Annotated in this window: 18 protein-coding genes and 3 pseudogenes; 11 read left to right on the top strand and 10 right to left on the bottom strand. The window is 63.7% G+C overall.

What is annotated here, in order from left to right:
* Positions 1-66: 66 nt before the first annotated feature.
* From AC0L2R_RS22215 to AC0L2R_RS22205, 3 genes are all read left to right on the top strand, one after another.
* The gene (locus AC0L2R_RS22215; protein WP_473511561.1) at positions 67-1,149 is read left to right on the top strand and encodes a substrate-binding domain-containing protein; all 1,083 of its coding nucleotides are present in this window, start codon (positions 67-69) and stop codon (positions 1,147-1,149) included.
* Positions 1,150-1,230: 81 nt separating this feature from the next.
* Positions 1,231-3,486 (top strand): ABC transporter permease, encoded by a 2,256-nt coding sequence (locus tag AC0L2R_RS22210; RefSeq protein WP_473511560.1) that lies wholly within the window; start codon positions 1,231-1,233, stop codon positions 3,484-3,486.
* Positions 3,479-4,261, top strand: a complete 783-nt coding sequence (locus tag AC0L2R_RS22205) for an ATP-binding cassette domain-containing protein (RefSeq protein WP_473511558.1) — start codon at positions 3,479-3,481, stop codon at positions 4,259-4,261. The genes AC0L2R_RS22210 and AC0L2R_RS22205 overlap by 8 nt, the downstream gene beginning before the upstream one ends.
* 471 nt (positions 4,262-4,732) lie before the next feature.
* On the opposite strand, the pseudogene AC0L2R_RS22200 reads toward AC0L2R_RS22205, so the two are convergent.
* Positions 4,733-5,918 (bottom strand): annotated as a pseudogene (locus AC0L2R_RS22200) (MFS transporter); the annotation flags it as partial.
* A 95-nt stretch (positions 5,919-6,013) separates the two neighbouring features.
* Here AC0L2R_RS22200 and AC0L2R_RS22195 point away from each other — a divergent pair.
* Positions 6,014-6,910 carry a LysR family transcriptional regulator gene (locus tag AC0L2R_RS22195; RefSeq protein WP_473511557.1) on the top strand — a complete coding sequence of 299 codons (897 nt, stop codon included), beginning with the start codon at positions 6,014-6,016 and terminating at the stop codon, positions 6,908-6,910.
* Between the two features lie 133 nt (positions 6,911-7,043).
* Here the strand turns inward: AC0L2R_RS22195 and AC0L2R_RS22190 are convergent, their stop codons facing one another.
* Positions 7,044-7,637, bottom strand: coding sequence for an SDR family NAD(P)-dependent oxidoreductase (locus AC0L2R_RS22190; protein WP_473511556.1), 594 nt, complete (start codon positions 7,635-7,637; stop codon positions 7,044-7,046).
* A 120-nt stretch (positions 7,638-7,757) separates the two neighbouring features.
* Here AC0L2R_RS22190 and AC0L2R_RS22185 point away from each other — a divergent pair, with 120 nt between their 5' ends.
* Positions 7,758-8,381, top strand: coding sequence for a TetR/AcrR family transcriptional regulator (locus tag AC0L2R_RS22185; protein ID WP_473511555.1), 624 nt, complete (start codon positions 7,758-7,760; stop codon positions 8,379-8,381).
* A 129-nt stretch (positions 8,382-8,510) separates the two neighbouring features.
* On the opposite strand, the gene AC0L2R_RS22180 is transcribed toward AC0L2R_RS22185, so the two are convergent.
* The 6 genes and pseudogenes from AC0L2R_RS22180 to AC0L2R_RS22155 form a co-directional block, all read right to left on the bottom strand.
* Positions 8,511-9,506, bottom strand: coding sequence for a lipid A biosynthesis lauroyl acyltransferase (locus AC0L2R_RS22180; protein WP_473511554.1), 996 nt, complete (start codon positions 9,504-9,506; stop codon positions 8,511-8,513).
* Positions 9,507-9,544: 38 nt separating this feature from the next.
* A pseudogene (locus AC0L2R_RS22175) lies at positions 9,545-10,359 on the bottom strand (zinc-binding dehydrogenase); the annotation flags it as partial.
* A gap of 80 nt (positions 10,360-10,439) precedes the next feature.
* Positions 10,440-10,623: pseudogene (locus AC0L2R_RS22170) on the bottom strand (zinc-binding dehydrogenase); the annotation flags it as partial.
* Positions 10,624-10,763: 140 nt separating this feature from the next.
* Positions 10,764-12,035, bottom strand: a complete 1,272-nt coding sequence (locus AC0L2R_RS22165) for a beta-ketoacyl-ACP synthase (protein WP_236386415.1) — start codon at positions 12,033-12,035, stop codon at positions 10,764-10,766.
* An 18-nt stretch (positions 12,036-12,053) separates the two neighbouring features.
* Positions 12,054-13,241 (bottom strand): beta-ketoacyl-ACP synthase, encoded by a 1,188-nt coding sequence (locus AC0L2R_RS22160; protein WP_473511552.1) that lies wholly within the window; start codon positions 13,239-13,241, stop codon positions 12,054-12,056.
* A gap of 54 nt (positions 13,242-13,295) precedes the next feature.
* Complete coding sequence (locus tag AC0L2R_RS22155) at positions 13,296-13,577, bottom strand: acyl carrier protein (RefSeq protein WP_006335407.1); 282 nt, start codon at positions 13,575-13,577, stop codon at positions 13,296-13,298.
* Between the two features lie 200 nt (positions 13,578-13,777).
* Between AC0L2R_RS22155 and AC0L2R_RS22150 the strand changes: the two genes are divergently transcribed.
* The 3 genes from AC0L2R_RS22150 to AC0L2R_RS22140 all read left to right on the top strand — a co-directional run bounded on the left by AC0L2R_RS22150 (position 13,778) and on the right by AC0L2R_RS22140 (position 15,629).
* Positions 13,778-13,957 (top strand): hypothetical protein, encoded by a 180-nt coding sequence (locus tag AC0L2R_RS22150; protein ID WP_473511550.1) that lies wholly within the window; start codon positions 13,778-13,780, stop codon positions 13,955-13,957.
* A 197-nt stretch (positions 13,958-14,154) separates the two neighbouring features.
* Entirely contained in the window at positions 14,155-14,544 is a 390-nt protein-coding gene (locus AC0L2R_RS22145; protein WP_473511548.1) for a cupin domain-containing protein, read from the top strand.
* Positions 14,545-14,639: 95 nt separating this feature from the next.
* Positions 14,640-15,629 (top strand): DUF2332 domain-containing protein, encoded by a 990-nt coding sequence (locus tag AC0L2R_RS22140; RefSeq protein WP_473511546.1) that lies wholly within the window; start codon positions 14,640-14,642, stop codon positions 15,627-15,629.
* A gap of 69 nt (positions 15,630-15,698) precedes the next feature.
* Here the strand turns inward: AC0L2R_RS22140 and AC0L2R_RS22135 are convergent, their stop codons facing one another.
* Positions 15,699-16,247, bottom strand: coding sequence for a histidine phosphatase family protein (locus tag AC0L2R_RS22135; RefSeq protein ID WP_023802971.1), 549 nt, complete (start codon positions 16,245-16,247; stop codon positions 15,699-15,701).
* Positions 16,248-16,414: 167 nt separating this feature from the next.
* Between AC0L2R_RS22135 and AC0L2R_RS22130 the strand changes: the two genes are divergently transcribed.
* From AC0L2R_RS22130 to AC0L2R_RS22120, 3 genes are all read left to right on the top strand, one after another.
* Positions 16,415-17,362 (top strand): AEC family transporter, encoded by a 948-nt coding sequence (locus AC0L2R_RS22130; RefSeq protein ID WP_287219327.1) that lies wholly within the window; start codon positions 16,415-16,417, stop codon positions 17,360-17,362.
* A 318-nt stretch (positions 17,363-17,680) separates the two neighbouring features.
* Positions 17,681-19,138: an NAD-dependent succinate-semialdehyde dehydrogenase gene (locus AC0L2R_RS22125; RefSeq protein ID WP_128246872.1), complete on the top strand. Its 1,458-nt coding sequence runs from the start codon at positions 17,681-17,683 to the stop codon at positions 19,136-19,138.
* Between the two features lie 86 nt (positions 19,139-19,224).
* Positions 19,225-20,256 (top strand): aldose epimerase family protein, encoded by a 1,032-nt coding sequence (locus tag AC0L2R_RS22120; RefSeq protein ID WP_473511545.1) that lies wholly within the window; start codon positions 19,225-19,227, stop codon positions 20,254-20,256.
* Positions 20,257-20,359: 103 nt separating this feature from the next.
* Here AC0L2R_RS22120 and AC0L2R_RS22115 read toward each other — a convergent pair whose 3' ends face one another.
* Positions 20,360-22,072 carry a winged helix-turn-helix domain-containing tetratricopeptide repeat protein gene (locus AC0L2R_RS22115; RefSeq protein WP_473511544.1) on the bottom strand — a complete coding sequence of 571 codons (1,713 nt, stop codon included), beginning with the start codon at positions 22,070-22,072 and terminating at the stop codon, positions 20,360-20,362.
* Between the last annotated feature and the right edge of the window lie 195 nt (positions 22,073-22,267).

The following is a 22,267-nucleotide window of genomic DNA, read 5'->3' as shown; positions in this document are numbered from 1 at the left end:
GCATTCGGAATCCTGAATAAATGCGCCCGAACGGCTTCCGACCGTTGGTTGCAAGGGAGGATAATCATGAAACGTATTTTCTCGCTCGCGGCATGTGCCGCGGCGTTATCGCTCGGCGTATCGAACGCCTACGCACAATCGGGCGGCGTCGACAAGGCGGTCGGCGGCTACAGCTTCGAAGAAGCCGCAAAGGAGGCCCCCGGTACCAAGGACTTCCATTCGGCCGATGGTCACCTCACATTCGCTATCGTGACACACACTGCCGGCAATGGCTTCTTCGATCCGGTCTACGTCGGCGCGACCGTCGCCGGCAACCTGATCGGCGCCAAGGTCCTGCTGCTCGGCTCGGAATCGCCGACCGACGACCCTGCCCGCGAGATCGAAATCCTGAACCAGATCGTGCAGGATCCGACGATCGACGGGCTGATCATGACAACGCCCCAGGTCGGCGCCTACAACGACATCGTCAAGGCCGCCGAGGCGAAGGGGATACCGGTCGCTACGACCAATTCCTTTGACGGCACGCTCCTCAACCGCAGCGGCATCGGCCACACCGGCCAGGACGCCTCCGCTGCCGCAATCGCCGGCGAGGCGCTCGTCAAGTGCCTCGCGGACAAGGGTATCGAGAAGGGTTCGATCGTCCTGCCGTCGTCGACCGCAATGGGCAACATCGAGGTGAACAACCGCGTCACTTCGGCTTTCAACGCCATCGTCAAGGGCTTGAGGGATGCCGGCAAGCTTGATGCCTTCAAGGTCGACGCGGGTCCGGAGAACACCGGTATCGACACCAATCCGAATGATCCGGTGAACGGCATCGTGACGCTGTTTGAATCGCGCGGCGACGTCGTTGGCGCGTTCGCCGGCAACAACGTGTTCACGCCGGCGCTTGCCAAGGCCGTCGCTCAGACCGGACTGACCGGCAAGATCTGCGCCTACGGTTTCGACCTCGGCCCGGCCCAGCAGGATGCGATGAAGAGCGGCGATCTGACCGGCGCGCTCGGGCAGCAGCCCTTCTTGCAGGGCTTCTGGCCGGTCATGCAGCTCTATCTGGAGATCGATCGCGGCATCGCGGCGGCCAACCTCGACACACGCGCCCAACTCGTGACGAAGGAGACCGTCGAGGACGTCGGCAAGCGCTTCGAGAACTGAGAGTCCGCTCGTCTGAAATCACTGCGGGAGGGCGCAGGCTCTCCCGCGGTGCGGCAGCAGGGAAATCGACCAGAAGAGACCATGGCGCCTACCGCGACCACATCGCTCGGCCGTGCGCCGTCCCAGATTGTCGGCGGCTGGGAGGTGGGGCTCGTTGCCTTGCTTTTGCTGCTCTATCTCGGCGGCGCTCTCGTCAATCCCGCGTTCTTCGGGTCAACAGGAGCGTTTCACTCGCTGCTCCGCGACACCTCGCGGGTTGCCATCATCGCGGTCGGAGTGACCTTCGTCATCGTCAACAAGGACCTCGATCTTTCGGTCGGTTCAACTTACGGCTTAGTCGCCGTCGTCTTTGCCAGGCTGTTCGCGCCGAACTTCCTTGACCTCGGCGTCGTCACGTCGGCGATCCTCTGCCTGCTGCTCGGCACGCTGATCGGGCTGATCAACGGCGTGCTCGTCACCATCCTGAAGGTGCCGGCGTTCATCGCCACGCTGACCGTCCTCTTCATCGGCCGCGGCTTCGTGCTGGCGCTCACTCACGGCCAGGCGATCTACTACCCTGCCAAGGCGACCGGCTATCCGGGTTTTTTTCACCTCGGCGAGACCAACCTCCTCGGCTTCAACAACCAGATCGTGATCTTCCTCGTTGTCGCCGTGATCGGCGCCTATGTGCTTGCCAAGACGCGCTGGGGCTACGAGACCTTCGCCACCGGCGGCAACGAGCAGGCGGCGTCCTATGCCGGCATCCCGACCAACTGGGTGCGCATCCGAGCCTTCCTGATCTCCTCGCTCTGCGCGGCGCTGGCCGGCTTGATGTCAGCTGCGCAGAACAAGGGCGTGACGCCGCTCTACGGCGTCAGCGGTGAGCTGACCGTCATTGCCGCCGTGATCATCGGCGGCGCCTCGATCCTCGGCGGCCGCGGCCGGGTCGCCGGATCCTGCCTTGGCGCCCTTCTGGTGGTGCTGCTCGACAAGGTATTGCGCGAGGGCTGGCCGATCACGCGCATCATCAAGATCGGCGACGAGGAGATCACGGTCAACGCCGTTTTCTCGCTACCGGTCGGCGCGGTGCCGGTGTTCCTCGGGCTGCTACTCGTCGTCGCTGTGCTCATCGAGCCCTATCTCATCCGCCGCCAGGTGGCAGGGCGCCTCTGGGCCTGGCTCCGCGGCCGGCCGCCGCCACCGGCCTACGAGATCGGCGGCATCGCGATCGAGGGGGTGCAGACCAAGGGCGCGATGGCGACCGACATGGCGTTGTCGGCCACTGGGTTCGGCAAGTTCCTCGCCCGGCGCGACGCGCTCGCCATCATCCTGACCGCGCTCCTGTGGCTGACCGGCCTCGCGCTCCGGCCGGACTACTGGTGGAACCTGTCCAACAGCTTCGCTATCTTGCTCAACTACACCGAGCTTGCGCTGATCACCATCGGGCTCACCTACGTCATCGCCACCGGCGATATCGACCTCTCCGTCGGGGCGGTGCTTGCCCTCGCCGGCAGCACAGCCGCCTATTTCCTCAAGGTCCTCGGCGCCGACCCCGTGACCGCCGTGGCGATGGGCCTGCTGGCGGGCATGTGCGCCGGCCTCGTCAACGCGATCGTCACCGTCGGCTTCAAGCTGCCGGCCTTTATCGCCACGCTCGGCATGTTCTACATCGCCCGCGGCCTCGCCGCCTGGTTCGTCGCCGGGCAGCAGCTCACCGGCTGGCCCGAGGGCTACAACCTGCTTGGCCGCAAGGTGAACGACATCCTGCTGCACTACCGCATCTCGCTGCCGGACGGGCTGCTGCGCTCGATCGCCGAGGTGGTGAGCGTCCAGACTATCTGGATGCTGTTGGTCGCCCTCATTGCCGGCGTCGTGCTCGCCTACATGCCGTTCGGGCAGAAGGTCTATGCGACCGGCGGCAACATTCGCGCCGCCGCTTATGCCGGGATCAACACCAACCGGGTGCGGTTCTTCGCGCTCATGCTGGCGGCGCTCTGCGCGACAATGGCCGGGATCATCAACGTCGCCTACTTCCGCAGCTTCAACCCGGTAGCCGGCCAGTTCCGCGAGCTCGACGCCATCGCTTCGGTGATCATCGGCGGCGGTTCGATCTTCGGCGGCTACGGCACCGTGATCGGGGCGCTCGCCGGGGCGGCGGTGATCACCCTGATCCGGGCGCTGCTGCAGCTCAACGTCCAAGGCTTTACCATGCCGCAGCACTGGATCAACGTCTTCATCGGTGGCATCCTGATCGTGGCGGTGCTGATCGACATCTGGGTGCGCCAGGCCAACATCTTCGGCCGCCTGCGGGCGCGCCTCGCGCGGCGCACAAGAACGGCGGAAACGACCCATGCGTGACGCGACCAGGCCCGCACCGATCGTAGAAATGCGGGGCATCGAAAAAGCCTTCGGTGCGGTGCAGGCGCTCCGCAACGTCGACCTCGTGCTCTATCCAGGCGAGATCCTGGGCCTCGTCGGCGACAACTCGGCCGGCAAGTCGACGCTGATGAAGATCCTGACCGGCGCCTACCAGCGCGACGCGGGCGGCGAGATCTTCGTCGCCGGGCAGCCGGTGCACTTCAAGAGCCCGCACGAAAGCCGCGACGCCGGCATCGAGATGATCTATCAGGATTTCGCTCTTTGCGGGAATATGGATGTCGGTCAGAATATCTTTCTTGGCCGTTGGCCGCGCAGGGGCCTTTTCGTCAATCGGCGGAAAATGTACGCGGAAGCCGACAGTGTGCTGAAGCGGCTCAAGGTCGACGTGAACTCCGTCTATCAAAGGGTCGAGAGCCTTTCGGGGGGCCGCCAGCAATCGGTGGCGATTGCCCGCGCTATCTCCTTTCAGCCGCGCGTGGTGATACTCGACGAGCCGACCGCCAATCTCTCGGTGATGGCGACCGAGCGGCTGCTCGAAACCATGCTGGAACTGAAAAAGCAGGGCGTTGCCCAGATCATCATCTCTCACCGCCTCGTTGACATCTTCGCTGTGGGCGACCGCGTGATGGTGCTTAAGCGCGGCGAGAACGTCGGCGATCGCTACATCAAAAACACCGACGAGCATGAGGTCCTGGAGATCATCGTCTCCGGCACGCGAGAGCATGCACTTACGGCCGATGAGGCAATGCTTTGACCGATCAGGATCACTTTTCTCCTGGCGTCGCAGAAATGCGGCTAAAACCACCCGCTCTAAGTCCATCGAGATTGTGGCCCGAGATGGCGAAGGGACCGGTGTCGGCTGCGCTTTCTCGCCGTTGCGCCGCGATCACCACCCGAAGGTCGCAATGATTGCGCTCAACGGGCGCCGAACCATTCGATTAGGATGTCAATCAGCGCACGCACCTTTCTGGGCGCAATCCCGCCAGGTGGCCGCACCACATAGATCCCCGCCTCTGGCGAGGGATAATCCGCCATCACTTGTCTCAATGTACCCTCGGCACGTCGGTAAGGAAGTCGGGCAGCGCAGCAATGCCCAGCCCAGCCAACAATGCGGCGGTTCAGAATAAAAGCGCTCTGTAGTGATCCTTCGCGCCCCCCTCTGTCCGGCAGGACAGAGGGGGGCGCTGTCCGGGCGCTGTCCCTCCGCGATCAAAGGTACCGCAGCAGCGCGAGGGCTGGCGGCAGCGGCGAGCAGGGCTGAGCCCGCCAGCAGGGCGGCGGCGAGCAGGAAGGCGCTCCACCAGCCGGCAGCGTCGAACAGCATGCCGCCCGCGGAAGCGCCGCCGGCGATGGCGAACTGGATCAATGCGACCTGCAGCCCGCCTCCAGCTTCAAGATCGTCGGGAATGATCTGAGCCATCCATGTACCCCACGCCGCCGGAATCGGGGTGTTGAACAGCCCCCAAAGAACCAGAAGCGAAGCCGTGGCCCAAAGCACCGGTCCCACTGCGATCAGGAGCAGGGCGAGGAGCGCAAGCGCGCTCGGCAGCCCGATCAGCACGGCGGTGAGGTGTCGCCGGAGAACAAAGCCGGCGATGGACAGTCCCGCCAGGCCGCCTAGGCCGAGGCCCAGCAGCACCAGCGACAGGACGTTCACATCGAGGCCGGTGACGCTTTCAAGGAATGGGCGCAGATAGATCGACAGCGAATTCATTCCCATGAATGCGAACCCAGTTGCGGCCATGCCGATGGTGAATGTCCGATTGCGCAGCAGACGGAACATGCTGGATACCGAAACGGCCTCCATCGGCGGCATCTTCGGCAGAATGGCCAGTTGCCAGACGAGCGCCGCGACGCCGACCGGGACTGTGACGAAGAAGGTGCCCCGCCACCCGATCAATTCGCCGAGGAAGCTTCCGAGCGGTGCGGCGATGACGATCGCCAATGCAGTTCCGCCCTGCAGCAGGGCGATCGCCTTGGGCAGGTCGGAGCCTGAGGCCAGGCGCGCCAAAATGGCCGTGGAGAGCGACCAGAAGCCGCCGATCGCGATCCCGACCAGGGCCCGTCCGGCCAGAAACACCAGGAAGTTGGGAGCGAGGGCAACAGCCAAACTCGATGCGACCAGCACTGCCGTGTACAGCAGGACGACCCGTTCTCCGGTCGAACCTGGCCAGGAGTGCGTTGCCGAACAGGCTGGTGATCACGGCAAAGAGCCCCGACACGGCGATCGCCTGTCCGGCCTGGCCTTCCGAGATGGCCAGGTCCTGCGCAATCGGAGTCAACAGGCTCACCGGCATGAACTCCAGGCCGACGAGGAGAAAGGTCAAAAGCGAGAGGCAGGTGACGGCGGCCCATGGCGTTACCGCCCCTTCGGCCGCCAGCGTGTCATCCAGTGTCAGTTCGATAGCCATTCGTGCGCTCCTGTCCGTCGACAGACTAGGTAGCCGGGCTGGTCTTGTCAGACTAGCAGCTATAATCTGCATGTCGTAGTGAACGGAGCTCACCAATGCCGCGTGACGAGTTCAGTGAGATGCGAGCCTTCCTTGAGGTCGCTCGGGAGCGTAGTTTTACGCGAGCGGCGGCCAAATTGGGTGTTACCCGATCGGCCCTCAGCCACACGATCAGGGCAATGGAGGAACGGCTTGGCGTCCGTCTGCTCTCTCGCACGACCCGCGATGTGGCGCCCACGGCGACCGGAGAACGCCTCGTCGAAAGCATCGAGCCGCATTTCGAAAGCATTGCCGCCGGGATCAGCGCGATCAGCGCCCTGCGCGGCCAGCCCTCGGGCCAGATCCGTATCGTGTGCCCCGATGATGCCGTCAATCTGGTCTTTCGCCCCAGGCTGCCAGCGTTCCTGCGAGACTACCCGGACATCAACGTGGAGCTCATTGTCGACAACGGCTTCACCAACATCGTCGAGCGTCAGTTCGATGCCGGCGTTCGACTTGGCGAGGCAATCGCCCGTGACATGGTGGCCGTTCGCATTGGTCCCGATGTCGGTTATGCCGTCGTCGGCTCACCCGATTATTTCGCTCGTCGGGCTGCGCCGAAAAGCCCTCAGGACTTGACCGACCACAACTGCATCAATCTGCGGCTTCCCAGTTCAGGCGCGCTATATGCGTGGGAATTCAGGAAAAACGGACGCGAGTTCAGCGTCCGTGTGGACGGCCAGCTGACCCTGAACAATATCGCGCCGGCGCTTGACGCGGCCCTCGACGGCATTGGTTTGGCCTATGCACCGAAGGATCTTGTTCAACCCTATGTTGTGAGTGGTCGGCTCGAGGAAGTCCTTGCCGACTGGTGCCCGACCTTCCAGGGCTATCATCTTTACTACCCCAGCCGACGCAATCAATCGCCCGCCTTTGCGGCCTTTGTCGCGGCTTTCCGGTATCAATCTCGATAGACCCTTTCGACCCGCCCCAAGATCGCAGATCACGACGTGGGCTCGATCGGCACCGGAGCCAGGGTGCGCCGCCTGATCCTGGGGGAACATGCCCATCGGACCCGTTAGCGTCGAGGAGCGCGAGGCGAAGGACTCACGCGGCCCGTTCGGCCGTGCCCTCGAAGCTGTTGAGGTTCGTCGAAGTGAAGCCGGGGCAGGCAGCGTCGGCGCCGGCATCCTCAAATTCGATGGCGAAGGCGAGCGTCGTCGCATCGAGGGCAGTCTCCGAGGGGCTGTAAACAGGGCCGAACAACGCGCGCTGTGGACTGGACGGGTCGACGCTGACGATGCGTGCCGCCGGCGCTTCACCAAGCAGCCGCAACATCGCCTGCGTGACGGCGACGACGCCGAACACGTTGGTCTCGAACACCGCGCGTCCCTCGAGGGGCGCCGCATGCGAGATGCCCTGCTTTCCCGCATCGGAAGTGCCTGCATTGTTCACCAGGACGTCGAGGCGACCGAACTCGTTACGGATGCGCTTTGCCGCGGCGGCAATCGAGGCCTGTTTCGTGACATCGAGTTGGACGGCGCGGGCATCCGCGCCGATGCTGTTTGCAGCCGTCTCCGCATGCTCGAACTTGCGCGACCCTACGAGCACCGTGAGGCCGTGCGTCGCCAGGTCCCTGGCGATTTGGAGTCCGATTCCCTTGTTGGCCGCAGTGACCAGGGCAATAGGTTTGACCCGCATGGTGATCTCCTCTTTTTGCATTGACGTGTAGGCAACGGCGCCATGCTGTGCTAATTTTCCCAATCGGAACTGCATTCCGTTTTATACGGAACATCGTTCCGTTTATCAAGTGGAAAAATCATGGACGACAAATCGGAGGAGCGGGGTGGTGGCTTGGAGCCCGTAAACTCGACGGATCGACGCGTGCGTGCGGACGCGCAACGCAACTCCAAGGCGCTGCTCGAAGCAGCAATGGCAGTGTTTGCGGCTTCGGGGGTCGATGCTCCGGTGCGAGAGATCGCCGATAAGGCCGGCGTTGGCGTGGGTACGCTCTATCGGCATTTTCCGCAGCGTTCGGACCTGATCGTGGCGGTCTTCCGTAACGAAGTGGATGCCTGCGCAAATGCTGCATCTGCCATTGCCGCCGAATATGAACCCGGCGAAGCGCTTGCCCGATGGATGCAGCGTTACGTGGACTTTATCGCTGCCAAGCGTGGACTCGCCGCGGCCTTCTCCTCCGGCGATCCGGCATATGAGTCCTTGCCGCTGTATTTTCTTGAGAAACTTCGGCCCGCGCTGCAGGCCTTGCTGGATGCCGCGACCGAAGCGGGCGACGTTCGCTCGGACGTTGATGCGAAAGAACTATTGTTCGCGATTGCCAGGCTCTGCTCACCAGACCGCTATGGTGGAGGCCCCGACCAGGCACGACGGATGGTTGGCTTGCTGGTGGATGGGCTTCGCTATGGCGCCCCTTCGGTTGGCTGATTGGTCTTGCCAGGACAGGCCACAGAGTGATCGGTGACTAAACAAAAACCCGCCTCGGCAACCGGGCGGGGTCGGTGGCGCAATTAGAACATTGCCAACAATAGCATAATTGCTGTCACTCACTTCTACTCAGGCGGCTTCGCCGCGGTTCCTCGCCCGCTTGTGCTGCCCGCGCGGGCCGCTGATTTCCCATCTTTTGTGGAACCACATCCACTGGCCGGGATCCTCGCGCACCCAGCGCTCGACCACGTCGTTGAGCAGCTGGGTGGTGCCATGGACGTCGACACTGCCGCCGGCGGTGCGCGGCAAGATCAGTTTGTCCTCGATCTCGAGCCGGAAGCGGTTGCCCGGCAGGCGCACGCAGCGCGCCGGATAGACATCGCAGTCATAGTGCCGCGCCAGGGTGCCCAGGACCCGGTTGCTCTCGCATGGGCGGCCGAAAAAAGTCGTTTCGAGCCCGCTCGAGAATTTCTGGTCGACGAGCACGCCGATATTGCCGCCTTTCTCCAGGATGGCCGCCAGCGCGAATGAAGCGCCGGTCGCGGAGGGCAGCAGCGAGCCCATGGTCGAGCGGCGCGTCGAGAGGATGTAGTCGGCAAGGTAGGGGTTGTTGGGCGGACGAAACAGCGCCGTGATGTTCATGCCGAACGTGGCTGCCGCCACCGGAAGCAGCTCGAAATTGCCGAGATGTCCGGTGAAGATGATATGCGGTTTTTGCTCGCCGGCGATTTGCACGAAGTGCTCGACCCCCTTGACCTCGATGCGGCCCGGTTTTGTCGCGGCGGGATCGTAGTCGAACAGGGCATCGAGAAAGACGTATTCCGCGGCAAGGCGAGCCATGTTGCCCCACATGTCGGAGGCGATGGCCTGGATCTCCTTGTCGCTCTTTTCCGGATAAGCCTTGCGCAGATTGGAAATGGCGACGTTATGGCGCCCCACCCAAGGGCCAATGCGGCGGGCGGCGCGGTCGGCGAAATTGAGCGCACTGTCGACCGGCAGCAGACGCAGCAGCCAAATCATCGTCATCGCGAGGCGCGCCAGCAGCCAGTAGTTGAACTGGCGCAGTCGCCTGCCGTGGCGGAACGCCAGGTCCCGGCGGAGCTTCTTGAAGGCGTTGCCGACCATTCCTAGACCATGATGTTTTCAGACAGCAGCATCATGGTCTAGCCGACGCGCAGGATGATCTTGCCGAACACGTCGCGGCCTTCCATGCGCTTCAGTGCGGTCTCGATGCCGTCGAAGCCGACTTCGGTGTCGATAACCGGAGAAACCAGCCCCGCCGCCATTTTCTGCATGGCGTCGGCCATGTTTTGCATGCGACAGCCGAACGAGCCGAGCAGCTTCAGCTGCTGCTGGAACAATTGCATCAGGTTGATCTGCGTCGACACGCCCGAGGTCGAGCCGCAGGTCACCAGGCGGCCGCCGCGTTTCAGGCACAGCATCGAGGCGGCAAAGGTGTCGGCGCCGACATGCTCGAAGACGACATCGACGCCCTTCTTCTTCGTCAGCTTGCGCACGACGCCTTCGAAACGGTCGTCGCGATAGTTGATGACGTGATCGGCGCCAAGCGCCTTCGCCTTGTCGATTTTGTCGTTCGAGCCAACCGTGGTGATCACGGTGCAGCCCATCTTCTTCGCCAGCTGGATCGCGGCGGAACCGATGCCCGAGCCGCCGGCATGGATCAGGATGGTTTCGCCGGGCTGCAGCCTGGCATTGTCGAACAGCATGTGCTCGACCGTGCCGAAGGTGACGGGCGCGACCGCGGCGCCGACGTCGGTCACGCCGGGCGGGGCAGGGACCAGCAGGCGCGCCGGCAGGTTTATCTTCTCTTGCGCAAAGCCGTCGAGATGGAAGCCGTGCACGCCCGAAACATGCTCGCAGAGATTGTCGCGGCCTTCGCGGCAGGCGCGGCAAAGCCCGCAGGTGCGCGCGCCGTAGATCGATACAAGCTGCCCGGGGACGAGACCGGAGACGCGGGCGCCCCCCCCCCCCCCCCCCCCCCCCGCGGGGCCCCCCCCCCCCCCCCGCCGCCCCCCCCCGCCCCCCCCCCCGGGGGGGGGGCGCCCACGACCAGCGGCAGCTTGCGCTTGGCGAAGGCCATGCCGCGCCAGCCCCAGACGTCGATATGATTGAGCGCCACGGCCTTGATGCGCAGCGTCACTTCGCCGAGCGCAGGCTGCGGCGGAAGCGGCAGGTCCACCGTTTCAAGGCGGCGGTCCTCGATAAGTTGCAATGCACGCATGGAGCCTGTCGGTTCTGTTGGCGAAGAACGGTCGCTTAAAGCGCGCCGCGTTGAAACGGATTCAGCCGACGCGCTTTAAGCTTTTGTTTTTTATGCATGTCGTTGTCCCAAAACCGCTTCGCACTTTTGGGCGACATGCATTAGACCGGTTCCCGCGCCATGACAAGGCAGGTGTTCTGGCCGCCGAAGCCGAAGGAGTTCGACAGCACCGTGCCGACCTCGGCGTTGCGCTTCTGGTTCGGCACCACGTCGAGCACGATCGCCGGATCGGGATTGTCGTAATTGATGGTCGGCGGGATGACGCTTTCGCGCATGGTCATCAGCGAAAACGCCGCCTCGACGGCGCCGGCGGCCGACAGCGTGTGGCCGATCATCGACTTGTTCGACGAGATCGGCATCGAGCCGATCCGCTCGCCGAACACGGTCGACAGCGACAAATGCTCCATCTTGTCGTTTTCCGGCGTCGAGGTGCCATGGGCATTGACATAATCGATCTCGTCCTCGCCCAAGCCGGCATCGGCGAGCGCGGCGCGAACCGCCGCGATCGCCGGCGAGCCGTCCGGCTTCGAGCGGGTGCGGTGGAAATCGTCGGCCTTCTCGCCGCAGCCGCGCAGGATGCCGAGGATGTTTGCACCACGGGCGAGTGCCGCCTCCAGCGATTCCAATACCAGCGCGCCAGAACCCTCTGCGAGGACAAAACCGTCGCGATCCCTGGAGAAGGGTTTTGACGCTTTTTCGGGGATGTCGTTATGCGTGGAGAGCGCTGAAAGCAGCGAGAAACGGATCAGCGCTTCGGCGGTCGCCGAGCCGTCGGCGCCGATCGACAACGCCCGGTCGCATTCGCCGCGGCGGATCGCCTCGACGCCGAGCTGGATCGAGGTGGCGCCCGAGGCGCAGGCCGTCGACAGCGTGATCGGCAGGCCACGCGTGCCAAAACGGTCGGCGAGCCGGTCGGCGATCGAACCGAACTGGGTGGTCTCAAAGACATCGAGCCCCTTCAAGCCGCGCGCCACGCGAAGCAACCGTTCGGCGCCGATGTCGTGCTTGTCGGAATTGTACAGCGAAAAGCGCTCGCTCCAGTCGAGCTCGACCGGCGGCGAGGCGAGGAAAAGCGGCCCGCCGAAATCGCCCGAATCGAGGCCGGCTTCGGCCACGGCTTCCTGCGCGGCGATCTCGGCGAGGTCGTAGGTAAGAAGGGAAGCGCCCTTGGAGCTCGACGGCAGGAAATCGACCGTGCCGGAGATGCGGGTGTTCAGATGGTCGACCGGAAAGCGGGTTATCGGATGGATGCCGGACGTGCCCGCGGTGAGCGCTGCCCAATTGTCGGCCTTGCCAACGCCCAGCGACGTCACCACGCCGATGCCGGTGACGGCAACGATCGGCCTGCCCATGTGGTCGTTCAGATTGGCCATATTTTTGTCCCGAACCCTCTAGGCGGCGTTGACCAACGCCATGCCCTCGAATTGGTGATAGCCGATCGCCGTTGCAAGTACGGTCGTGGGAATGCCGTTGAACGGCTTCTCGGTGGCGGCGTCAAAAACCGGGTAGGCGGCCTTGCGTTCGACAGCCAGTGCAGCCAGCGCCACGGCGAAGGGAAACTGCGCTTCCTTCATGTGGCCGGTCAGCGTCGAAAAACCGCGTGCCGCAATCGCCGGATTGGCGTCGAGCGCCGATTTCTCGGCAGCGGTAGCGGCATGGGCACCCGAAGCGCCTGAAATCGTCAGCAGCTCGCCGTTCGGCAATGCCGCCTGGCTGAGCAGCGCGGCAATCTCGGCATCGAGCTCGCCCTGCCGGCGTATGGCGCGTCCGGATACGACCGGGCCGAGTTCGGCATAGATCTTTCGCCCGCGGCTGATCGCGTGCTCGCGCTGTTCCAGGACGAGAAACGCACCGCCCGATCCAGTCACCACGCCGCCGCCGTCCAGGCCCTGTCTCTGCCAGACCGGCCTCCAGGGGCCGCGATGCAGGTAGCCGGCCAGCTCATAGCCAAGCAGCATGTCGGAATGTTCGGTCTGGAACGCTCCGCCGACCAGGATATGCGTCGATTGGCCGGAGCGGATGCGCGCGGCGGCTGTCTCGACGGCGGCGACGCCGGCACCTTCCTCGCCCATGAAGGTGCGCGACGAGCCGGTTACCTTGTGGACGATCGAGATGTTGCCGGCGAGCAGGTTGGAAAGCTGCGCCAGAAACAGCGTCGGCCGCAATTCGGTGGTCAGTTTCTCGTTGAGCAGCACGTCGCGGTCGTTGCGGCTTTCGGACGCTGCGAGAATGTCGGCGTCGACCGCCTCGTCGCGCTCGCCGCCGCCGGCAGCCACCACCATGTCCATCGTCGTGCAGAGATCGTCATTGCCCTTGATGCCGGCGTCGTCCAGCGCCATGCCGGCGGCGTAGGTGCCGAGCCGCTGCCAGGTTTCCATCTGCCGCTGGTCGCCGCGCTTGGCGATCTGCAGGTTCCAGTCGATCTCCGGCAGCGGGTGGACGGTGTAGGGCGAGAAGCGGGCGGCTTCGAGCACCGGCTCCAGGCCGGGCTGGACGAGCTTGCGCCAATGCGCATCCGGACCTTCTCCCAGCGAAGAGACAAGGCCGATGCCTGATATGACGACGTCGTGGGGGCTCATGGGCGAGGGTTCATGGGGCGGCTGTTGTGGATCAGGCTGGAAAACAAGCCATTTTCAGGCGTTCTTGGCCGCGACCAGCGCGTCGATCTTGGCGCACAGGTTCTTCATGACGAAGTAATCGTCGGTCGAGGCCTTGCCGTCATTGACCTCCTGCGTCCACTTTTCAAGCGGCACCTTGATGCCGAATTCCTTGTCGATGGCAAAGACGATGTCGAGGAAGTCGAGGCTGTCGATGCCGAGATCGTCGATGGTGTGGCTTTCGGGGGTGATCGTGTCGATATCGATCTCACTGGTGTCGGCGATGATCTTGGCGACTTTGTCGAACGTGGTGGACAAGGGCTTTTCCTTCGGTTGCGGGCGGAATCTGTCCGCTGGTGTTTGCGCGCTGTCTAATCGGTTTTTCCGAGCAGGAAAAGGCCTGAACGCCGGGCGCAGATGGGATACCCACTCCGTAAACGCAAGAAGAGCCGTTGGCGACCCTCCTGGCGATTTGCCGCAACCATCCCATCGCTGGTGTACCCGTGGTACAGAAATCTATGACCATAGGACGCGTGCAGACCGGAGTGCGCCTCGAAAAACGATTGGTGACGGTGGCCAGGGCCCCGGCCGAGTATCTCGACATGAGCCTGGGTGACCTCATCGAGGGCATCGTGCGGCATGCCTTCGAAGGCCAGACGCCGTTTTCCCGGCGACCCTGGAAACAATCGGCCAATTGAAGCGCATCTACGGGTTGGAACTCAGTGCGGCAGACAGCCACCGTCTGGCGGAAACGAGCGGGGAGGGGGATCACGAAGCATCTTGAGCGCAGCACAGCATCGTGCTGTCGGGGCCGGTCGACCGCGTTTTTCCGCTGTTCACGCCGACTGGGGAGACCCGGCTGACGCGGCGTGCTACTCTGCCAACAGAGGGGATCATGCAGATTACCGATCATAACCTTCAGCCGACAGAAGAGTGGCGTCCCGGCGTGTCGACCAGAATGCGCGTTTCTGCGGTCACCGAGGCAGCCACGCTGTGCATATTCGAACAGTGGGTCGCACCAGGAAGTGGCACACGTACTCACACCCATCCCGTCGAGGAAGTCTTGACCGTGCTGGAAGGCCAAGCCGAGCTGTGGTTGGATGATGAACGAGAAACAGTATCGACGGGACAATCAGTCATCGTGCCGGCCGGCCGCTGGCATGGCTTTCGCAATACCGGAAGCGCGACATTGCACATGCAGGCCATACTGGCCGCGCCAACCTTCGAGGCCTCTTTCGAGGGGCAGCCGGAAGTGACGAGGCATTGGGCTACCGCAAAAGCGTAGCACCCGCCATCTTGACGACGGGACCCGCGCCTGGCTCCAATCTGATCCGTGGATCGTGTGCTGCGACGAGACGTCGGGATCGGGGATCAGCGGACATGGGCGAGGAGGGCTTGGCAGAGATCTCAACCCGGTATCTTCGCTTCGCCGACACGGAAGCTCGCAGTCGCTCACCGCTCTATGAGGAGTTGGCTCGTGCTGTCGCAGGGGACCGTGAGACACTCGGCTTCCTGTCGACCCTCCCGGACATGAAGCGGCAACCGAATCTTCTGCTTGCCGTGGTGCGTCACCTGTTCGGCACACCGACAGGGTGGACCGAGTTTCGCCATGCGCTTCTGGCGCACCCCGAGCTTGTCCGCTCGCTCATGCTCGAGCGCTCGACGCAAACCAACGAGCCGGGAAGGTGCGCCACACTGCTGCCCGTCCTGGCGCGCCTGCCGCAGCCGCTGGCCCTCCTGGAGGTCGGGACTTCCGCAGGGCTCTGCCTTATGCCCGACCTCTACAGCTACGACTACGGGCGCACGGTGCTCCGCGCACCCGTCATGGCCTCGGAACCGCCTGTCTTCCGATGCTCGGCCAGCGAGACAACGCCATTGCCGACGGCCCCGCCGCATGTCGTCTGGCGAGCGGGATTGGACCTGAGTCCGATCGATGCTTCAAACCCCTCGCAAGTCGCATGGCTTGAGACGCTGGTCTGGCCGGAGCAGACGGCGCGGCTTGCCAATCTGCGGGCGGCCCTAAAGATCGCTGCCACAGTCAAGCCTCGGGTGGTGAAGGGCGACCTGCGCGGAAGCCACCTCGTGCGGCTCTGCAGCGAAGCGCCAAAGGACGCTACCCTCGTTGTCTTTCACACGGCCGTCCTCGACTATGTCTCCGATCCGGCAGACAGAGAGGCCTTCGCAGAACAGGTGATGCGTCTTTCTCCGTATTGGGTATCGAACGAGTTCCCTCGCGTGTTCCCGTCCATCGCCACACGCGCCGGAAAAAGCTGGCCGCCAGGCCGCTTCCTCCTATCTGTGAACGGCTCCCCTGTCGCTTGGACCGACCCGCATGGCGCCTCGCTCGAATGGATCGCGGACGAGGCGTAGGCGGCTGGCAATGACAACGTCTTCAAACCGCTCGCCCAAGGTCAGCTATAGGTCCGGCTCCAGCACTGATCAAAAGGTGACGCGGCCGAGGACGCGCAGGCCGTCGCCTTGCGGCTCGACGATCACGGCTTCGCCTTCGCGCGGCGAGATGCCGGTGAGCGCCATGATGTTCTCCAGATGGGTGACCATGACCACATTGTCGGAGCCGGAATAGGCGCTGATCTCGTTCATGATCGCCTCGAGCTGGGCGGCTTTCTCGCTGGCGTCGGTCTTCAGCAGGTCAAGCGGAGCGAAGGGTTCGGGCTCTTCTCTGAAAGCGGTGCGAGCCGTGTCGAGGGCGCGGCAATAGCGGCTGGACAGCACGCGCTCGACCGGCGCCGCGCGGGCGTCGAAAAGCGCGCCGATCTTGCGTGCCTGCTGCTTGCCGCGCACCGAGAGATTGACCTGGGTGGCGCATTTCTCGATGTCGAAATTCGCCGGATCGGTAGTGCCGGTGACCATGGCGTGGCGAAGCAGCACGACATGTCCGCCGTCGCGCAACAGCGCCCAGCCGGCTTCGGTCGCGTGGGCCGCGGCGGGAATGACGAGCAGCAATAGAGCCAGCACAGATCGAAGCATCAGGCGTCCTTTTCCGGTCACCGGAGGTGGGTTCCGGTGACCGCATATAGGGACGGCAAAGCCGGCTGAAAAACAAGGCATCACCTATCCCGGCTGTTTGCGAGAACGGACCGCCTTGCAAGGCGGGGCGGTTGCGCTCAAATCCCGGCTCGCCTATCAGGGGAAAAATGTCCCCACTCATCGAAACCGTCCTTTTTGTCTTCGGCCTTGTCGCGCTCGGCTATCTGGCCGGGCTCACCGGCTATCTGAAGGCCGAGGCGGGTGGGGCCATCGCCGAATTCGCCGTCGGGGTGGCGATGCCGCTGCTTCTGTTCCGCACCATGGTCAACGCCGATTTCCATGGCACCGCGCCCTGGTTGTTCTGGGGAGCCTATTTTACGGCTGCCGCAGTGACGTGGGCCGCAGGCCACCTGGTCATCACCCGGGTGTTCGGGCGCGACTCGCGTGCCGGGGTCGTCGGCGGCGTGTCGTCGGCTTTTTCCAACCTCGTCCTGCTCGGCATCCCGTTCTTCCTCGGCACATTCGGGCCAAGTGGATTCGAAGTGCTGTCGCTGCTGATTTCCGTGCATCTGCCGACGATGATCATGGCATCGATCATCCTGTTTGAGATCTTTGGCCGCGGTGACGAGCATGTGCATCCGCTGCGCATCATCCGGCGCTTCTTTCGAAAGTTGCTCTCCAATCCGCTGATCATCGGCATCCTGGCCGGATGGGTGTGGCGTATCACCGGCCTGCCATTGCCGGCGCTGGCCGTCCGGCTGGTCGACGCGCTGGCCAACATCGCCGGACCGGTCGCGCTGTTTGCCATGGGGCTGGGCCTGTGCCGTTTCGGCATCTCCGGCAATGTACGGCCGGCGCTGGCGCTGTCGGCGCTGAAGCTGATGCTGATGCCGGCCGTCGCGCTCGGCCTGGTCTGGCTGCTTGGCCTGCCGCCGCTGTCGGCGAAAGTTGCCGTCGTGGCCGCCGCGCTGCCATCTGGGGTGAATTCGTACCTGATTGCGACGCAGTTCAACACCGGCCAGGCGTTGGCATCGAACCAGATGACCATCGCCACCGCCTGCGCGGTCGTCACCACGGCCTTTTGGCTGACGGTGGTGGTCCACGTGTTTGGATAGGTATGATCGATATTGATGCCTGCGAAGGGCGGTTTCCTGGTGCTTCCGGTACTCATATACCCAAACGTTACGATCCGTTCCGGTTCTCGGGAGCCACCGGTCCGGTCGTTTCCTCACACATCCCCAAGCAACAACGGGAGCGCAAATCGGCCTCGCCTTGTGCTGGCCCAAACCCTATATGCCATCTTGCGATTGATTGCGGGGCTTGCCCTAGGTAAAGAGCAGTGGCTCCAGGCGTGCCGGCATCGATGCCAGTGCGCACGCCCGTCAAGGAAATCCAGATAGCGGCCCGTCAGCGCGCCGAACGGAGGCTAGACCATGCTTCAGAAAACCAGCCATTTCATGCGCCAGGCCAATCTCATCAACGGCGAGTGGGTGCAGGCCGACAGCGGCCAGACGGTCGACGTCAACAATCCGGCCACCGGCCTCAAGATCGGCACCGTGCCGAAGTCGGGCAAAGTCGAGACGCGCCGCGCCATCGAAGCTGCCGACGCCGCCTTCCAGACATGGCGCAAGACCACCGCGCTCGAGCGCTCGAAGCTGTTGCGCAAGCTGCATGACGCCATGATGGACAACCAGGATGTGCTGGCCGAGCTGCTGACCATCGAGCAGGGCAAGTCGCTGTTCGAATCGAAGGGTGAGATCGGTTCGGCGGCCTCGTACATATTGTGGTTCGCCGAAGAAGGCCGCCGCACCTATGGCGATGTCGTGCCGTCGCCCTGGGCGGACCGCCGCATCCTTGTGACCAAGGAGCCGGTCGGCGTCATCGCCGCCATCACGCCGTGGAATTTCCCGTCCTCGATGCTGGCCCGCAAGCTCGGCCCGGCACTTGCCGCCGGCTGCACCGCGGTCGTCAAACCGGCGTCGCAGACGCCTTATTCCGGCCTCGCCTGGGGCGCGCTCGCCGAGGAGGTCGGCTTCCCCAAGGGCGTCATCAACATCCTGACCGGCGCAGCCGGCGAGATCGGCGACGAGATCTGCGCCAACCCGCTGGTCAAGAAGATCACCTTCACCGGCTCGACCGAGGTCGGCAAGATCCTGATCCAGAAGTCGTCCGTCACCGTCAAGAAGGTGTCGATGGAACTCGGCGGCAACGCGCCGTTCCTGGTCTTCGACGACGCCGATATCGAGCGCGCCGTCGCCGGCGCGATCACCGCCAAATACCGCAATTCCGGCCAGACCTGCGTCTGCACCAACCGCTTCCTGGTCCAGGCTGGTGTCTACGACAAGTTCGTCGAAAAGCTCGCCGCCGCCAGCGACGGGCTGAAGGTCGGTTCCGGCCTCGATGACGGCGTGCAGCAGGGGCCGCTGATCGACGAGAAGGCAGTCGAGAAGGTCGAGGAACTGATCGCCGACGCCACCGCCAAGGGCGGCAAGGTCGTCGCTGGCGGCAAGCGCCATGCGCTCGGCGGTTCGTTCTTCCAGCCGACGGTGATCGCCGACGCCACGCCGAAGATGCGCTTCATGAAGGAAGAGATCTTTGGCCCGGTAGCACCCGTGTTCAAGTTCGAAACCGAAGAGGAGGCGATCGCACTCGCCAATGACACCGAGTTCGGCCTCGCCTGCTATTTCTACACCGGCGATCTCGGCCGCGCCTTCCGGGTCATGGAAGGGCTGAAATACGGCATGGTCGGCGTCAATGAAGGCCTCATCACCACGCCCGAGGCGCCGTTCGGCGGCGTCAAGGAATCGGGCCTCGGCAAGGAAGGCGGACATCAGGGCATCGAGGATTATCTCGACACCAAATATGTCTGCATCGGCGGCCTCGGCCTCTGATTGGGCAGGGGTCCATTGACTGCCAATGGACCCAAACCGGCCCGAGAGGCCGGGCGGGGATCGATCAACCAACTGGCGTTTCGGGCATGGCGATGAAGGACGGCGAGGTTTTCGGTACGACGCCAGCGGGCGAGGCCATCCGCCGCTTCAGCATCCGCGGCGGCGGCCTCACCGCCAACATCATCGGGCTTGGCGCCATCATTCAGGATCTGCGGCTGGCCGGCCACGATGCGCCGCTGGTGCTCGGCTATGACAGTTTTGAGCCCTATGAAACGGATACGGCCTTCTTCGGCGCCGTCGTCGGACGCTATGCCAACCGTATCCGCGATGGCCGCTTCACCATCGCCGGCCAGCGCTACCAGACCGAGCGCAACTTCCTCGACAAGCACACGCTGCATGGCGGCTCGCAAGGTTTTTCGCACCGGCCGTGGGAGGTTTCGCTGCATGGCAGGGATTTTGTCACGCTGACGCTGCATGATCCCGACGGCACGATGGGCTTTTCCGGCGCGCTCGACGTGACCTGCACCTACAGGTTGAAGATCCCAGGCACGCTCAGCGTCGAGCTGACCGCCACCTGCGAGGAGCCGACGCTGTGCAATCTCACCCAGCATTCCTATTTCAACCTGGATGACGGCGGCGCCGGCGATGTCCTCGATCACCGGCTGATGCTGAACGCCGGCGCCTATCTTCCGGTCGATGGCGACCTGATCCCGACCGGCGTCGTGAAGCCGGTCGACGGCACGCCGTTCGATTTCCGTCAGGCGCGGCCGCTGCGCATGGAGAGCGAGGGCAAGCAGCTCCCCTACGACCAGAATTTCTGCCTTGCCTCGACGCGCGGGCCGCTCAAGCTGGCGTCATGGGCGCAAGGCGCGAATTCCGGCGTCGAGATGGAGCTGTGGACCACGGAACCGGGCGTCCAGCTCTATACCGGCCAGTATCTGGCGCCAGCTTCGCCGGGGCTCGGGGCGGTTCATTACAAGGCTTACTCGGGCTTCTGCCTGGAGCCGCAGGTCTGGCCGGACGCGCCGAACCGGCCGTATTTCCCGCAGGCCACGCTATGGCCGGGCCAGATCTACCACCATGTGACGGAATACCGGTTCCGACTGCCTGACGCCTAACGCTGGAAGCCGGTCTTTCGATTCCACCTTCGGTTTGGAAAGGGTCATGTCCGCCGTCTGTGTCGGTCTGGGCCAGTCTTTCCCAGATACAGCGAGACCGGCGCTAATTCAGCGCGGTCCTCACGCGCTCCGCTTCGCACTGCTTCATGCGGAACATGCCGGTATCGGTCTTGGCCTGCTCGACCGTCATGCAGACCGGAAGTCCGGCCTTGGCGGCGCTTTCGGCCAGTAGGGTTTCGTCCGAGAAGGCTGGATACGGAAACATGCTCTCCGCCGTCCAGTCGGGCTTCATACGCAGCACCTTGGCCGCGGCGGCGGCTGCTTCCTGCTTCTTTCCGATCTGCGCGGCGCTCATGGCGACAAAGGCGGCCTGACTGGGCGACTCGCCGAGCTGCTTCGCCGTCGTGTAAGCTTCATCGAACTGGCGCGCCGCGAAATAGGTTTGCGTGATCGGAAAATTCCACCAGGAGGGATAGCGCGGGTTGAGCTTCAGCGTCCGTTCCACAAGCTCCAGGGCGCGCTCCGTCTGCCAGCCGGCGTAAGTCCAGGCCAGCTGCATCATTGTGTCGGCATTATTAGGACCAAACTGCAGCGCGAGCTTCTGATAGCGTTCCGCCTGTTCACTGTCGTTCTGGTAGGCGTAGGCCACCGCCATCGTGAAATTTGCGGTGGAGTCGTTCGGGTCTAGGGCGAGCGCTCTTTCTGCATACTTCCGCTGGGCATCGACCCATGCTGGAAAGTCGATGACCGAGCCGATTTCCATCTCGATCGCATAGGTGATCCCCATGTCGCGCACCAGCGGCATGAAATCGGGAGCGAGCTTCAGCCCCCTCTCGAAATACGCCCGCGCCTCGAGCTGACTCGCCACGGTCATCTTGTGCTTCGCTTCGATGCCCAGCAGCCAGTAATCATACGCATTGAGGCCAGTTGCATTCTTGCGTCGCGCCAGCGTGCGCTCGGCCTCCGTCACCTGACCCTGCCAGCCGGTAAGCGTGGTCGCAATTTTCTGCGTGATCTCGTCTTGAACTTCGAGCAGTTCCGCTGCGAGGCGATCGTAGCGCTCCGACCAGACATGTGCTCCTGTCTCGGCATCGATCAGCTGTGCCGTCACCCGCATGCGGTGGCCATCTACTTGCAGGCTGCCTTCCAGCACATATTTGACGTCAAGCGCTTCGCCGATCTCGCGCACATCGTGGGCCTTGCCGCGATAGAATTCGGCGGAGGTCCGGGCGATTACCGATATATCGCGGTAGCGGGCCAGATCGGTGATGATGTCCTCAGTCACGCCGGTGGCGAAACGGTCCCACCTGTCGTCGCCGTTGATGTTTTCGAAGGGCAGCACGGCGATAGCCGGTGCCTCGGCGCCAGATTTCGTTGTCGGAAGGAGATAGGCGGCGGCTGCACCGATCAGGATCATGAGACCGGCGGCGAGGCCCAGCCAGGATTTGCTGCGTAGCCCGCGCAACCGAGCGCCGGCAACTTTCCTGCTATCTTCGATCGCCTTTTCCGCCTCTAGCACATAGCCGCGCTTCGGCAGGGTCCGGACGATCTCGTGCCGCTCGTCGCCGAGCGCTTTCCTGATCTCGATGACGCACTGGACAAGGCTATCATCGGTGACGGCGAGGTTTCCCCACACCGCCTGCATCAGTTCATCCTTGGTGACGATTTTTCCTGGCCGGGCGGCCAGCACCTTCAGTACCTCGATGGCCTGCGGCCGCAGGGCTATAACATGCCCGCTCTGGTCCGTGATGCAGCCGCGCTGAAGGTCGACCGTGCGGCCGTTCAGGCGAATCGGCGTCAGCGCCGAACTGTCCATCGGAACGTTCCCCGCGGGGCGAGGCCGGTTGGGTCTCGTTGCGGTCAATCTACAGCAAAGCCCGCCGTCATTCCAGCAATCGTCGAGGATTTAGTCGGCGATCGGAAGATTTCGTCCGATTTCGTCAGCCCATCGTGCTGCTCTCGTTACGAATGGTGCCGTCGGGCTCATCCTGCGTGGAGTCGAGAAAGAGGC

It is taken from the genome of Mesorhizobium sp. WSM4820, assembly GCF_055811075.1.
This window is presented reverse-complemented; position numbering and strand designations above follow the sequence as displayed.